This is a genomic window from Marinobacter sp. 3-2 (genome assembly GCF_003751355.1).
Lineage (GTDB): Bacteria > Pseudomonadota > Gammaproteobacteria > Pseudomonadales > Oleiphilaceae > Marinobacter > Marinobacter adhaerens.
In genome coordinates this window covers 204,562-217,700 of record NZ_RJUQ01000014.1, presented here as the reverse complement: position 1 = coordinate 217,700, position 13,139 = coordinate 204,562, and the positions used below count along the sequence as shown (strand labels likewise).

Sequence of the window (13,139 nt, the reverse complement as noted above, 5' to 3'; positions counted from 1 at the left end):
TGATGTGACATGATCAGAATTTCATCACAGCAGATTTTTTCAGGCGGCATTAATCGGCTCCAGGAGCTCAATACCAGCCTGAATAACACCCAGCAACAGATCTCGACTGGCCAGAGGGTAAACAAACCTTCCGACGATCCGGTCGCTGCGGCGCGCATTCTGAAGCTGGATCAGGAGCTTTCGCGGGTTGAAACCTATCAGCGTAACGTCGACCTGGCGGACAACCGTCTGAAACAGGAAGAAAATGCTCTTTCAAGTTCGATCGATGTGATTCAGCGGATCCGGGAGCTGACGGTTCAGGCGGGTAATGGGTCATTGTCGGCCAACGACCGGCGGTCGATTTCTTCGGAGCTGGAGGAACGCCTGGGCCAGCTCGCCAATATTGCCAATACCCGTGATGCCTCCGGCGAATACATCTTTAGCGGATTCCAGGGCTCGGTAAAGGCCTTTGAGCAGGAGCCCTCAGGCAGTTGGGTTTACCAGGGCGACGAGGGGCAGCGAGTCCTCGAAATCGATGATGGTGTCACCGTTCCGATCAGCGATAACGGCAAGGACATTTTCGTAAGAGTTCCTGCGGCCATCACCGGCGAACACAGCACGGTGAGCACGCCGGGCGCTTCTATTTCAGGCGTCAAGCTGGTTAACGAGGCAGATCTGGCTGCCGCCTACCCCAATTCATTCCCGGACGACATCACGGTTGAGGTTGATGCCGGTGGCAATATTATCGCTACGGACAGCCAGGGTGATGTGTTGACGGTGGATCCAGCAACCTATCAAAGTGGTGAGCCCTTTGAAGTTGCCGGTGTTGAAGTGACTCTGACAGATGCAGTTCCCGGTGCGGGGGATGTGTTTACGCTGAAGATCAACGAAAAACAGTCGGTGTTCGGCACCATTGAGAACCTGATTTCCGGTTTGAACAACATCGACAAGAGCAGTCCGGATGGGCAGGCCCAGTACGACGACCTGATTGCCAATTCCCTGATCAACCTCGATAACGCCCAGGAAAGCATTATCCTCAAGCAGACGGAGTTGGGAGGCCGGATGAACGCGGTGGAATCGACCAAGTCATTCCTGGAGGATTCGTCGGTCTACAGCAATGAAATACGGTCCCAGCTGCAGGATGTGGACTACGCAGAGGCCATCAGCACCCTGAGTTTCCAGAGCTTCGTGTTGCAGGCGGCCCAGCAGTCGTTTGCCCAGGTTTCGCAGCTGTCACTGTTCGATCGATTGTAAAACTCTGAGCCGGCGGGCAGTTGTGTCCGCTGGCTTATTGCTTTCGCGATTTAGCTCAGTATAATCCCCAACACTCTCCGATGGCGGCGTGGTGAAATTGGTAGACACGACGGATTCAAAATCCGTTGGGGTAAAACCCGTGGCGGTTCGAGTCCGCCCGCCGCTACCATCTTCTTTTCTTCGGCGTCGTTAACAGTCCATTCCATGAATGTCTCCGATTTTCATTTTGACCTGCCGGACGAATTGATCGCCCGCTATCCACTCAAGGATCGCAGCGCGTCCAGGCTGCTTTGTCTCGACGGCCTCTCTGGCAAGCTTGACCACCGAATATTCAGTGAACTCCCTGACCTGCTTCAGCCCGGCGACTTGCTGGTTTTTAACAACACCCGGGTGATTCCTGCGCGCCTTTTTGGCAAGAAGGAGACGGGTGGCCAGGTAGAAGTTCTGGTTGAGCGGGTAACCGGAGAACATGACATCATCGCCCATGTCCGTGCCTCAAAAGCATTGAAACAGGGGCAGAAGGTTATCCTTGAAGATGGCACTTCTTTGAGAATGGCGGGGCGGGACGAAGCGCTGTTTCATCTCGTCTGTGAGACTGAGGAACCAGTGCTTGAGGTGCTTGATCGGATTGGCCACATGCCACTGCCGCCCTATGTGGACCGTCCGGACGAATCCACCGATCGGGAACGCTACCAGACCGTTTACGCCCGGGAAGCAGGCGCCGTAGCCGCCCCCACGGCGGGTCTGCATTTCGATGAGGGCTTGCTGGAGAAACTGGCCGCTTGCGGCATTGAAAGTGCCTTTGTGACCCTGCACGTCGGTGCCGGCACATTCCAGCCGGTACGGGTCGATAAAATCGAGGATCACACCATGCACAGTGAGGTGGTGAACGTTCCCCAGGATGCCGTCGACGCCATCGAACGAACCCGTGCAAGGGGAGGGCGTGTGGTTGCCGTAGGTACCACGTCGGTTCGTTCCCTTGAGTCGGCCAGCCGTGGTGGTCGCCTGAGGGCGTTCACGGGCGAGACCGACATCTTCATTTACCCGGGTTACCGGTTTCAGACCGTGGACGCCCTGATCACCAACTTCCATTTGCCGGAATCCACCCTGATCATGTTGGTCAGCGCGTTTGCCGGCTATGACAACGTCATGTCGGCCTACCGGGAAGCGGTAAAGGAACGCTACCGCTTTTTCAGTTACGGTGACGCCATGTTTATCAACGGTCAGGAACCCAGCCGGGGCATGTTGCTCGGGGCGACCGTGGAATCCAATGAAGCCGGTAACGATAATGCCGGGGAGGCTTTGTGACACAAACCTGTTTCATGTCGTTCGAAAAACTGGGCGAGGATGGGCGCGCTCGCCGTGGCCGGCTGACGTTTCCCCGCGGAACCGTTGAGACCCCCGCGTTCATGCCTGTCGGCACTTACGGCACGGTCAAGGGTATGCTGCCCCGCGATATCCACGAAATCGGTGCTGAAATCATTCTGGGGAACACCTTTCACCTGATGCTTCGGCCCGGTACTGAGGTGGTCAAGGCCCATGGCGACCTTCACGATTTCACACAATGGCATGGGCCTATCCTGACCGATTCCGGCGGTTTCCAGGTGTTCAGTCTGGGTGAGATGCGCAAGATCACCGAGGACGGCGTTACCTTCCGTTCTCCGGTAGATGGTTCGCCGGTGGAGCTGTCACCGGAGATTGCGATCCAGGTGCAGCGGGATCTCGGGTCGGACATCGTTATGATATTTGACGAGTGTACGCCTTATCCGGCCACCGAGCGTCAGGCAAAAGATTCCATGGAGCTGTCGCTGCGATGGGCGCAACGAAGCAAAGATGCCCACGAGGGTAACCCTGCGGCGTTGTTCGGCATCGTTCAGGGCGGCATGTACGAAGGCCTGAGGGATCGCTCTCTGGAAGGGCTCACAGAGATCGGCTTCGATGGCTACGCCATTGGCGGTCTGTCGGTTGGCGAGCCCAAGGAAGACATGATCCGGATTCTCGACCACTTGCCGCCGAAAATGCCGGAGGACAAGCCGCGGTACCTGATGGGCGTGGGCCGGCCGGAAGATATCGTCGAGGCGGTACGTCGCGGTGTCGACATGTTCGACTGTGTAATGCCTACCCGCAATGCCAGGAATGGCTATCTATTTACGTCAACCGGGATCGTAAAAATCCGCAATGCCCGGCACCGTCATGACACCGCGCCGCTGGACGATCGCTGCGACTGTTATACCTGTAAGAATTTTTCGAGAAGTTATCTCCATCATCTGGATAAATGTGGAGAAATGCTTGGCTCACAACTGAATACCATCCACAACCTCCGGTTCTACCAGAACCTGATGGCTGGATTGCGTGGGGCCATTGAAGCAGGTACATTGTCGGACTTTGTAACCGACTTCTATGCTCTGCGCGGAGAGACCGTTCCGCCCCTGGGCAATGTTTGATTTATTCGCTAAACCAACGGAGATATTCAATGAAAGCTATTAAAATGCTCGTTGCCGGCCTTTTGGCTCTGATGCCTGCTCTTGCCATGGCGCAGGACCCGGCTGCTCAGGGAATGGGTGTTATGGGCCAGGTGATCTTTTTCGCCGGCTTCATCCTGATTTTCTACTTCCTGATCTGGCGCCCGCAGTCCAAGCGTGCGAAAGAGCACAAGGCTCTGATGTCCGGCCTGAATAAAGGTGATGAAGTTGTGACCTCTGGTGGTGTTGCCGGCAAAATTACCAAGGTGACTGACGATTTCATCGTTGTGGAAGTTGCTGACAACGTAGAGATCAAGGTCCAGAAAGTAGCCGTTGCTGCGGCGCTGCCGAAGGGCACGCTCAAGGACATCTGAGCGGGGGCCATTTAGCCGGCCATCCCTGGTGGCCGGTTTGAATCTTCCTGGCTGAAACACCAAGTCTGGCCGCTAGGCCGGCTACAAGGGATCCCATGCTGAACAAGTATCCGCTTTGGAAAAACCTGGTTATCCTGGTCGCGCTCGTGATCGGGTTTATCTACGCTTTGCCCAACCTCTTCCCCGACGACTACGCCATCCAGATTACCGGCGCCCGCAGTAGCACCGAGGTGAATGCCGGTGTGCTCGACAGGGCCGTTGGTGTGCTGGAAAGCCGGGGCATCGAGGTGAAAAGCAGTACTCTTCAGGATCGGGATGCTCTGATCCGTCTCACCAACTCTGAAGACCAATTGCAGGCCCGTCCCCTGGTGCAGGCTGCTCTTGGAAACGAATACCTGGTTGCACTGAACATGGCTGCCTCCACACCCGGTTGGCTAAAGAGCCTGGGTGCCGGCCCGATGAAGCTGGGTCTGGACCTTCGTGGCGGCGTCCACTTCCTGTTGGAAGTCGATATGGAAACCGCAGTCAGCCAGCGTCTGGATGCCATGTCTGGCCAGATCAAGCGAGAGCTGCGGGAAGAGCGGATCCGCTATCGTGGCGGAGATGTTCAGGATAACCGCGAGATCGTTCTCAGCTTTCGTGATGAAGCCTCCCGCACCGAAGCGTTCAACATGGTGCGTGACCAGTACAACGAATTCCTTCTCGATGAGCAGACCGAGGGTGATGAATTCCTCCTTGTCCTGACGCTCTCCGAGGCTGAGGTCACTGCGATTCAGGACTATGCTCTGGAGCAGAACCTCACAACGATCCGTAACCGGGTGAATGAGCTCGGTGTTGCTGAGCCCCTCGTTCAACAGCAGGGTGCCGACCGGATTATTGTTGAGTTGCCTGGCGTACAGGACACCGCACAGGCCAAGCGCGTACTTGGTGCAACCGCGAACCTTGAGTTCCGCATGGAGGCCCGCCAGGACGCCCCCAGCAGCGAGACCGAGGAGTTTGGTTTCCGGGATCAGCCACAGCGCACCGCGCGCCTCGAGCAGGAGGTGATCGCTACCGGTAACAACGTGGCCAATGCCCAGCAGGCGTTCGACGAAAACGGCCAACCCCAGGTTAATATCACCATGGATTCCGTCGGTGGCGACCTGATGAACCGGGCCACCCGCAATGCCATTGGCCGCAGGATGGCCGTGCTGTTCATCGAGTACCGCACGGAAACCGAAACCAGAATGGTAGACGGCGAGCCTCAGGAGGTGGAGAACCGCGTTGTGGAGAAAGGCATTATCAGCCTTGCCACAGTGCAATCCGCTCTGGGCAGCAGTTTCCGGATCACCGGGCTTGATTCTATTCCGGAAGCCGCAGAACTGGCGCTGCTCTTGCGCGCCGGTGCACTTGCCGCCCCGATGTACTTCGTTCAGGAGAGGACCATTGGTCCGAGCCTCGGCCAGAAAAATATAGACGCCGGCATGATGTCCGTTGCGCTTGGCTTCGGGCTGGTGCTGCTTTACATGCTTGTCTACTACCGTGGATTTGGCGTGGTAGCGAATATTGCGCTGACACTGAACCTGATGCTGCTCGTTGCGTGTATGTCGATCCTCTCGGCGACACTGACCCTGCCAGGCATCGCCGGTATCGTTCTGACCGTCGGTATGGCGGTGGATGCCAACGTGCTTATCTTTGAGAGGATAAAGGAAGAGCTGAAATCGGGCGTGCCGCCCCAGACGGCCATCAACTCCGGTTATTCCCGGGCCTTTGTTTCCATCTTTGATGCAAACATCACCACATTGCTGGTTGCCGTGATTCTTTTCGCGATGGGTTCCGGCCCCGTGAAAGGGTTTGCGGTGACACTCTGCATCGGGATTCTGACGTCGATGTTCTCTGGCCTGATGGTCAGCCGAAGCATCGTTAACATTGTTTACGGCGGCCGCAGGGTCGAGAAGCTGTCGATCGGAGGAAAGCTCGCTAATGTCTGAAGATCAAAAGCAACCGTTTGATTTCATGGGGTTACGGAAGATTGCTTCCATAATCTCCATTTCACTGATCGTGGTGTCCATTGCGCTGCTCGCAACACGCGGCCTGAATTTCGGGATGGACTTCACCGGCGGCACCTCCGTTGAATTTGAATACGCAGAGGCTCCGCAACTTGATGAAATCCGCTCCAGGCTGACAGAGGCCGGGTACGAGCAGTTTTCTGTTCAGAACTTCGGGGCTGACACGACGGTGTTGGTGCGGATGGCCGAGGCCGACAACGATCAGCTGGCACCGCAGGTTACCCGAACCTTGAAAGAGGGTGGTGCAGATCTTGAACTGGTCAGCTCCGAGTTCGTAGGGTCCCAGGTTGGTGAAGAGCTCAAGGAAGACAGTGGCCTTGGCTTGCTGATCGCCCTTGCCGTGGTGCTGATTTACGTGGGTATGCGCTTCCAGTTCAAATTCGGTATTGCCTCGGTGGTGCCTCTGGCTCACGACGTCATTATCGTTCTGGGTGTATTTGCGTTATTCCAGTGGACCTTCGATCTTACCGTTCTGGCTGCGTTGCTTGCGGTCATTGGTTATTCTTTGAACGATACCATCGTTGTGGCTGACCGCATCCGGGAGAACTTCCGCAAAATGCGTGTGGGTGAGCCCTGGGATATCATCAACGAATCCATTCACCAGACCATTGCGCGGACAATCAACACCTCGGGTACGACGCTCGTGGTCTTGCTTGCTCTCTACTTTCTGGGTGGTGAGGCAATCAACAACTTCGCCCTGGCTTTGATTATTGGTGTGGTCGTCGGTACCTACTCTTCCATATACGTGTCTGCGAATCTGCTGATGGTGATGGGCGTTTCTCGAGATGACCTGATCGTGCCGGCAAAGGAAGGCGCGGAAAATGCCGAAGAAGAAGAGCAGCCGCCGGAGTGGCTGAACCGGATGTAATCGTAGTTGTTCCCCGATTTCCGGGCATAAAAAAACCGCCACATAATGTGGCGGTTTTTTTGTGTCTCAAAGAGCCCGGGAGCTTAGCGAGGCAGACGGCCCCGGAACGGATGCAGGACCTTGAGCACTTCGCGGAACAGCTTCGGGTTTGCAACCACCAGCTGGCGGGCGTTCCCGGTGGACGGATTGCCAGAGAAATCACCGGTCAGGGCACCGGATTCCATGGCCAGAGTGACGCCAAGATCCAGCTCGGCCGCTTCCGGACGGAAGATGATGGCTGCGTCCATCAATCCGGCGGACACACGGGCGATATCCAGCACCACGCAGCCGGAGGTACGGAACATACCGGAATCCCTGGCCAGTACAGCGGCCATTTCGCCCCAGAGCATCGGATCCTCGCTCTTTCGAGCCTGGTCCAGCAGGTTGGTGGCGATGGCGGCTTTCTCCGGCAGCTTGATTTCCGAAGCGCGCACGCGGCGGCTGTTGAGCGCCGCACCATGGCCTCGGCTGGCCGAGTATTCCTCTCCGGTAACGGGGTTAACCAGCAGCAGGTTTTCAGTTCGGTTATTCTTTTTCTGGGACAGGGCCAGAGCGAACTCCGGAATGCCCCGAAGGAAATTTTCACGGCCCAGGACAGGGAAAATGTGCCAGCTCTTTTCGCTGGTTCCGGCATCCGCTTCGTTCAGGGGCGCGATGCTGTGGTCCTTGTAGGCTTTTTCGAGCTGTTCGGCAAAATTGTCATAAATAGATTGCTCAACCCGTTCCAGCTGACGACGGCGTTCTGAGTCGTCCTTGCCGGTAGGTTCCTGGCGCTCGAAATGGGCTTTCAGATAATCAGACCCCTGACGCGCGACGCGCAGGGCCATTTTAATAGCTGGTTGCATCTGAGTGTTCATTATCCGGGTGTGTGAAGGCCGGGTATCATAGCAAAAGATCACCCCGCTTGTATGTTTTTTGACTCAGCAATAGCACGGATAACCAGAGGTTACGGGTACTCCGGAGGGGCAGGGTGCCTTTGCTTTCTGCTATCATTGCCGCCCTGATCAATAACCTTGGGCCTGCTAACAATGCATAAAAGCGCACTTCCACAGGAAGGGACGGAAACATTCCAGGATCAGATCCGGATCGTTCTGGTTGAGACATCCCATTCAGGCAATATCGGCGCAGTCGCCCGTGCCATGAAAAATATGGGGCTCGGCAACCTGTGGCTGGTCAACCCGTCTTCGTTTCCGGACGAGGCTTCATACGCCCGTGCGGCGGGGGCTTCCGATGTGCTTGATAGCGCCCACGTGGTGTCTTCGCTCGATGAGGCGCTGGCGGACTGCGTTCTGGTAATGGGTACCAGTGCCCGGGGCAGAAAAGTCCCCTGGCCGGTGTGCGCCCCGCCGGAGGCTGCGGCCGCGGCTGCAGAGCACGCCGGCAGTGGCCCGGTGGCCATGGTGTTCGGCAGGGAGAATCATGGTCTCAGCAACGATGAGCTGCAGCGTTGTCATTATCATATCCATATTCCCTCCAATCCCGATTACAGCTCTCTCAACCTCGCCATGGCGGTGCAGGTCATGTGCTATGAATTGCGGATGTATTACCTCCGAAGCCTTGAAGGCGGTGAGGGAAGCCCATACTTAAAGTCGATGACCCGGCCCGGGGACGAAGGATGGGATGTGCCGCCGGCGAAAGTCCACGATGTTGAGGGCTTCTTCGGTCATCTTGAGCAGGTGCTTATCGATGTTGATTTCCATCGGCGGGAGAACCCCAGGCAGCTTATGACGCGCTTGCGGCGTCTGTTCCAGCGAGCCAGACTTGATCAGATGGAGATCAATATCCTCCGGGGCATCCTCACCGCTGTGCAGAAAGCGGCGGGCACACGGAACAACAGCAAATCAACCGAGGCCGATACTGCGGCGACGGAACAGGACAATGGCCATGTTTGAGCGTTTGCGGGAAGACATTAACAGCGTGTTCCATCGGGACCCCGCCGCCAGGAATACCTTTGAAGTGCTCACCAACTATCCCGGTTTGCACGCACTGCTTTTCCATCGGTTTTCCCATTGGTTGTGGAGTTTGGGGTTGAAATGGCTTGCGAGGACCATTTCGACGATCGCCCGTTGGCTTACCGGCATTGAGATTCATCCGGGTGCAACCATTGGTCGTCGCTTTTTCATCGACCACGGCATGGGTGTTGTTATTGGTGAGACTACGGTGATTGGCGACGACGTAACCCTCTATCAGGGGGTTACGCTGGGCGGAACCAGCTGGAACAAGGGTAAGCGGCATCCCACGATTGGCAACAGTGTGGTGGTTGGTGCCGGCGCCAAGATTCTGGGGCCTTTTGAAGTAGGCGAGGGTGCCAAGATTGGTTCAAACTCGGTGGTTACCAAGGCAGTGCCAGAGGGTGCAACCGTTGTAGGTATTCCTGGCCGCGTTATTGTCAAACGCCAGGGCGAAGACGATGCCCGCCGCAAGGAGATGGAAGAGCGAATGGGCTTCGATGCATACGGCGTTACGGAAGAAATGCCGGACCCCGTCGCACGGGCCATGCGCTCGTTGCTTGATCACATGCATGCCGTGGATGACCGCATAGAGAATATGTGCAAGGCGTTGCGCAAGGTGAACAGTGAATACCAGAATGGCGAACTGCCTCCGCTCCACGAGGAGGATTTCGATTGCGTCCGAGACGACGAAGAGGTGCGGCGCTGAATACTTGACTGAAATGGTTGGTCAATTCATACTCTGTTCTGCATTTTTGAGATTCAATCCCGCCATGGGGCTGACGCTATGAAGTTGACCACCAAAGGCCGCTATGCCGTTACGGCAATGCTGGATCTGGCTCTGCATGGAGACCAGGGGCCGGTGAGTCTGGCCGATATATCGGCGCGTCAGGAAATCTCACTGTCCTACCTGGAGCAGCTTTTCTCCCGTCTCCGCCGCCAGAAACTGGTTGTCAGTATTCGCGGTCCCGGTGGTGGATACAGGCTCAGTCGTCCTGCGGCTGATCTCTACATTGCCGAAGTTGTTGATGCCGTCAGTGAATCGCTGGATACCACCCGGTGCGGCAACAAAGGCGATTGCCAGAACGGCGAGAAATGTCTGACCCATCACCTCTGGTCTGATCTCAGTGATCAGATTCATCAGTTTCTCAGCGAGATCAGTCTCGGAGACCTGATGAGGAAGCATGAAATTCGCCAGGTTGCGGATCGGCAAAATCGCCGCCAGTCCGACAGTGGCTCTGAAACCATCAATACCGAACGCCTGTCCGATCAGGCGCCGGCCTGACACCAACAAGTTTCCGGAATCCATGAAAAAGCCCGTTTATATGGACTACGCGGCCACCACGCCCGTTGATCCAGCCGTTGCTGATGAAATGATGAAATACCTCACGCTGGATGGTGTATTCGGTAATCCGGCATCCCGCACCCACGCCTATGGTTGGCAGGCAGAAGCCGCAGTGGAAGCTGCACGCAAGAAGGTCGCCAGTCTTGTCCACGCTGATCCGCGGGAGATTGTCTGGACCTCGGGGGCAACGGAATCAGACAACCTCGCCATCAAAGGGGCGGTTGCCGGCCGGCAGGGCGCTCATATCGTTACCTCCAGGATCGAGCACAAAGCGGTTGTTGATACCTGCAAGTGGCTGGAGCATCAGGGTACTGAAGTCACCTGGCTGGAGCCGGCAGCCGACGGAACCATCGGTTTTGATCAGGTGTTGGACGCGCTCAAGGAAAATACCGTGCTCGTCAGCCTGATGTTGGTGAACAACGAGCTTGGAACGATTAATGATATTGCCGCCATTGGTGCCGAATTGCGCCAAAGAGGCATTCTTTTTCACGTGGACGCCGCCCAGGCTGCCGGCAAGATGGCGATTGATGTCGGCTCCATGCCGGTGGATCTGCTGGCGCTTTCCGGCCACAAGGTTTATGGCCCGAAGGGCGTAGGCGCCCTGTACGTCAGGCGGTCGCCGGATGTTCGTATCGAGGCGCAGATTCATGGTGGTGGCCATGAGCGAGGAATGCGCTCCGGAACGCTCCCCACCCATCAGATTGTCGGAATGGGGAAGGCGTTCGAGATCGCCCAGTCAGCGCTTGAACAGGAAGTGGAGAAGCTGGAAGCCCTGCGGGAGGCGTTTCTTTCGGGGCTCGGGCCTCTCGAGGGTGTCACTCTCAACGGCAGTGAATCCCGGCGCGTCCCGGGCATAATGAATCTTTCCTTTGAAGGCGTCGATGCGGAGTCCCTCATGCTCGGCCTTCGGGATCTGGCGGTATCCTCCGGTTCGGCCTGCGCTTCAGCCACGGTAGAGCCCTCATACGTGCTTCGTGGCATCGGGTTGAGTGAACAGCAGGCCCATCGTGCGCTGCGCTTTTCCATCGGCCGCTACACCACGAACGAGGAAGTGGCGTTTGCCAGCGCGCAAATAGTTGATGTTGTTAGTCGCCTCCGCGCAGTGCGGTAGGAAGTTTGCCCCGGACTGCGTATAATCGCAGGCCAGAATTTTAACCATCCACAAACTGGAGAAATACCATGGCAACTGAGCGCACGCTCTCGATTATCAAGCCCGACGCGGTCGCAAAGAACGTGATCGGCGAAATTTACAGCCGCTTCGAGAAAGCTGGGCTGAACATCGTTGCTGCCAAGATGATGCACCTCACCCAGGAGCAGGCAGAAGGCTTTTACGCAGAGCACAAAGAGCGTCCGTTCTTTAACGACCTGGTTGCATTCATGACCTCCGGTCCGGTGGTTGTGCAGGTTCTGGAAGGTGAAGGCGCGATCCTTAAAAACCGTGACCTGATGGGCGCGACCAACCCGAAAGAAGCCGAGGCGGGCACTATCCGCGCTGATTTCGCATCGTCCATCGACGCAAACGCCGTTCACGGCTCTGATTCCGCGGCTTCTGCCGAGCGCGAAATCGCTTACTTCTTCAATGACAACGAGATCTGCCCGAGGGGTTGATTGCGTTGATCGGGGGCGATCATCCGGTCGCCTCCGAATTGATTATCTGATCGAGGTTATGAAATGACAGCGGCCGCTGAAAAAACCAATCTCCTGGGAATGCCAAAAGCAAAGCTCGAGGCCTTCTTCGAGTCCCTGGGAGAGAAGCGTTTCCGTGCCACTCAGGTTTTGCAGTGGGTCCATCAGCGTGGCGCCGATGACTTCGATCAAATGACCAATATGAGCAAGGCGCTTCGGGAAAAGCTGAAGCAGGTTGCCGAGATCCGTGGTCCTGAGGTGGTGTACGACGAAACCTCCAAAGACGGCACCCGCAAATGGGTGATGCGCATGGATAACGGCAACAGCGTGGAGACGGTACTGATTCCCGATGGCGAACGCGGCACGCTCTGCGTTTCCTCACAGATTGGTTGCAGCCTGGATTGCACCTTCTGCTCCACCGGCAAGCGGGGCTTTAACCGTAATCTGACTGCGGCGGAAGTCATTGGTCAGGTGTGGGTCGCGCGCAAGGCCTTCATGCCGTTTGAGCCGGGCCCCGATCGGCCGATTACCAACGTGGTCATGATGGGCATGGGCGAGCCCCTGCTCAATTTTGACAATGTCGTGGACGCCATGAACCTCATGATGGAGGATCTGGCGTACGGGATCTCCAAGCGCCGGGTGACCCTCAGTACCTCTGGCGTGGTGCCGGCGCTGGATCGCCTGTCGGAAGTTACCGATGTTTCACTGGCCATTTCCCTGCATGCCCCGAATGATGAACTGCGTAACAAACTGGTTCCGTTGAATAAAAAGTACCCGATCTCAGAGCTGCTTGCGGCCACCAAGCGGTATTTCGCCCGTTTGCCAGACAAGCGTAAGGCTACAATCGAGTACACCGTTATCGAGGGGATGAACGATCAGCCCGAGCACGCCCGGGAACTGGCGGTGCTGTTGCGGGATCTTCCGTGCAAGATCAACCTGATTCCCTTCAATCCGTTTCCGGAGAGCGATTTCCGGAGACCGAGTATGAATGCCACGCGGCGGTTCCAGAATGTTCTTAACGAAGCTGGCTACATCACCACCATCAGAACCACGCGGGGCGATGACATTGACGCCGCCTGTGGGCAACTGGTCGGGCGGGTCGAGGACAGAACCCGGCGGAGTCAGCGGTATATTCAGGTTCAGCAGGTGAATCCCTGAACCAGATACGTCTTGCAGCCCAATCGAGGAAGGGGAC

Annotated in this window: 13 protein-coding genes and 1 tRNA gene; 13 read left to right on the top strand and 1 reads right to left on the bottom strand. The window is 56.7% G+C overall.

Annotated features, from left to right (window positions below):
* Positions 1-9: 9 nt before the first annotated feature.
* From flgL to secF, 7 genes are all read left to right on the top strand, one after another.
* On the top strand, positions 10-1,233 hold the full coding sequence (gene flgL / locus EDB94_RS13635) for a flagellar hook-associated protein FlgL (RefSeq protein ID WP_108018870.1): 1,224 nt from the start codon (positions 10-12) through the stop codon (positions 1,231-1,233).
* A gap of 82 nt (positions 1,234-1,315) precedes the next feature.
* A tRNA-Leu gene (locus EDB94_RS13630) sits at positions 1,316-1,402 on the top strand.
* 35 nt (positions 1,403-1,437) lie between these two features.
* A complete protein-coding gene (queA, locus tag EDB94_RS13625) occupies positions 1,438-2,541 on the top strand; it encodes a tRNA preQ1(34) S-adenosylmethionine ribosyltransferase-isomerase QueA (RefSeq protein WP_108018871.1) in 1,104 nt (367 codons plus the stop codon).
* Positions 2,542-2,555: 14 nt separating this feature from the next.
* On the top strand, positions 2,556-3,677 hold the full coding sequence (gene tgt / locus EDB94_RS13620; RefSeq protein WP_108018983.1) for a tRNA guanosine(34) transglycosylase Tgt: 1,122 nt from the start codon (positions 2,556-2,558) through the stop codon (positions 3,675-3,677).
* Between the two features lie 29 nt (positions 3,678-3,706).
* Positions 3,707-4,069: a preprotein translocase subunit YajC gene (yajC, locus tag EDB94_RS13615; RefSeq protein ID WP_053115014.1), complete on the top strand. Its 363-nt coding sequence runs from the start codon at positions 3,707-3,709 to the stop codon at positions 4,067-4,069.
* Positions 4,070-4,164: 95 nt separating this feature from the next.
* Entirely contained in the window at positions 4,165-6,039 is a 1,875-nt protein-coding gene (gene secD, locus EDB94_RS13610; protein WP_014576897.1) for a protein translocase subunit SecD, read from the top strand.
* A complete protein-coding gene (secF, locus tag EDB94_RS13605) occupies positions 6,032-6,985 on the top strand; it encodes a protein translocase subunit SecF (RefSeq protein WP_108018872.1) in 954 nt (317 codons plus the stop codon). Before secD ends, secF begins: the two co-directional genes overlap by 8 nt.
* 83 nt (positions 6,986-7,068) lie before the next feature.
* On the opposite strand, the gene EDB94_RS13600 is transcribed toward secF, so the two are convergent.
* Positions 7,069-7,869, bottom strand: coding sequence for an inositol monophosphatase family protein (locus tag EDB94_RS13600; RefSeq protein ID WP_053115017.1), 801 nt, complete (start codon positions 7,867-7,869; stop codon positions 7,069-7,071).
* A 183-nt stretch (positions 7,870-8,052) separates the two neighbouring features.
* On the opposite strand from EDB94_RS13600, the gene trmJ reads away from it, so the two are divergent.
* The 6 genes from trmJ (at position 8,053) to rlmN (ending at position 13,102) form a co-directional block, all read left to right on the top strand.
* On the top strand, positions 8,053-8,916 hold the full coding sequence (trmJ, locus tag EDB94_RS13595; RefSeq protein ID WP_014576900.1) for a tRNA (cytosine(32)/uridine(32)-2'-O)-methyltransferase TrmJ: 864 nt from the start codon (positions 8,053-8,055) through the stop codon (positions 8,914-8,916).
* Positions 8,909-9,682 carry a serine O-acetyltransferase gene (gene cysE, locus EDB94_RS13590; RefSeq protein WP_053115569.1) on the top strand — a complete coding sequence of 258 codons (774 nt, stop codon included), beginning with the start codon at positions 8,909-8,911 and terminating at the stop codon, positions 9,680-9,682. Before trmJ ends, cysE begins: the two co-directional genes overlap by 8 nt.
* A 78-nt stretch (positions 9,683-9,760) precedes the next feature.
* Positions 9,761-10,258 carry a Fe-S cluster assembly transcriptional regulator IscR gene (gene iscR, locus EDB94_RS13585; protein WP_008174321.1) on the top strand — a complete coding sequence of 166 codons (498 nt, stop codon included), beginning with the start codon at positions 9,761-9,763 and terminating at the stop codon, positions 10,256-10,258.
* A 22-nt stretch (positions 10,259-10,280) separates the two neighbouring features.
* Positions 10,281-11,429 carry an IscS subfamily cysteine desulfurase gene (locus EDB94_RS13580; RefSeq protein ID WP_062784577.1) on the top strand — a complete coding sequence of 383 codons (1,149 nt, stop codon included), beginning with the start codon at positions 10,281-10,283 and terminating at the stop codon, positions 11,427-11,429.
* Positions 11,430-11,497: 68 nt separating this feature from the next.
* A complete protein-coding gene (gene ndk / locus EDB94_RS13575; protein WP_008174325.1) occupies positions 11,498-11,926 on the top strand; it encodes a nucleoside-diphosphate kinase in 429 nt (142 codons plus the stop codon).
* 63 nt (positions 11,927-11,989) lie between these two features.
* Positions 11,990-13,102, top strand: coding sequence for a 23S rRNA (adenine(2503)-C(2))-methyltransferase RlmN (gene rlmN / locus EDB94_RS13570; protein ID WP_108018874.1), 1,113 nt, complete (start codon positions 11,990-11,992; stop codon positions 13,100-13,102).
* Positions 13,103-13,139 lie beyond the last annotated feature (37 nt).

Coding starts and splice junctions, on each gene's coding strand:
- secF (WP_108018872.1), top strand. CDS start 6,032: ATGTCTGAAGATCAAAAGCAACCGTTTGATTTCATGGGGTTACGGAAG.
- EDB94_RS13580 (WP_062784577.1), top strand. CDS start 10,281: ATGAAAAAGCCCGTTTATATGGACTACGCGGCCACCACGCCCGTTGAT.
- tgt (WP_108018983.1), top strand. CDS start 2,556: ATGTCGTTCGAAAAACTGGGCGAGGATGGGCGCGCTCGCCGTGGCCGG.
- yajC (WP_053115014.1), top strand. CDS start 3,707: ATGAAAGCTATTAAAATGCTCGTTGCCGGCCTTTTGGCTCTGATGCCT.
- EDB94_RS13600 (WP_053115017.1), bottom strand. CDS start 7,869: ATGCAACCAGCTATTAAAATGGCCCTGCGCGTCGCGCGTCAGGGGTCT.
- rlmN (WP_108018874.1), top strand. CDS start 11,990: ATGACAGCGGCCGCTGAAAAAACCAATCTCCTGGGAATGCCAAAAGCA.
- queA (WP_108018871.1), top strand. CDS start 1,438: ATGAATGTCTCCGATTTTCATTTTGACCTGCCGGACGAATTGATCGCC.
- cysE (WP_053115569.1), top strand. CDS start 8,909: ATGTTTGAGCGTTTGCGGGAAGACATTAACAGCGTGTTCCATCGGGAC.
- secD (WP_014576897.1), top strand. CDS start 4,165: ATGCTGAACAAGTATCCGCTTTGGAAAAACCTGGTTATCCTGGTCGCG.
- iscR (WP_008174321.1), top strand. CDS start 9,761: ATGAAGTTGACCACCAAAGGCCGCTATGCCGTTACGGCAATGCTGGAT.
- flgL (WP_108018870.1), top strand. CDS start 10: ATGATCAGAATTTCATCACAGCAGATTTTTTCAGGCGGCATTAATCGG.
- ndk (WP_008174325.1), top strand. CDS start 11,498: ATGGCAACTGAGCGCACGCTCTCGATTATCAAGCCCGACGCGGTCGCA.
- trmJ (WP_014576900.1), top strand. CDS start 8,053: ATGCATAAAAGCGCACTTCCACAGGAAGGGACGGAAACATTCCAGGAT.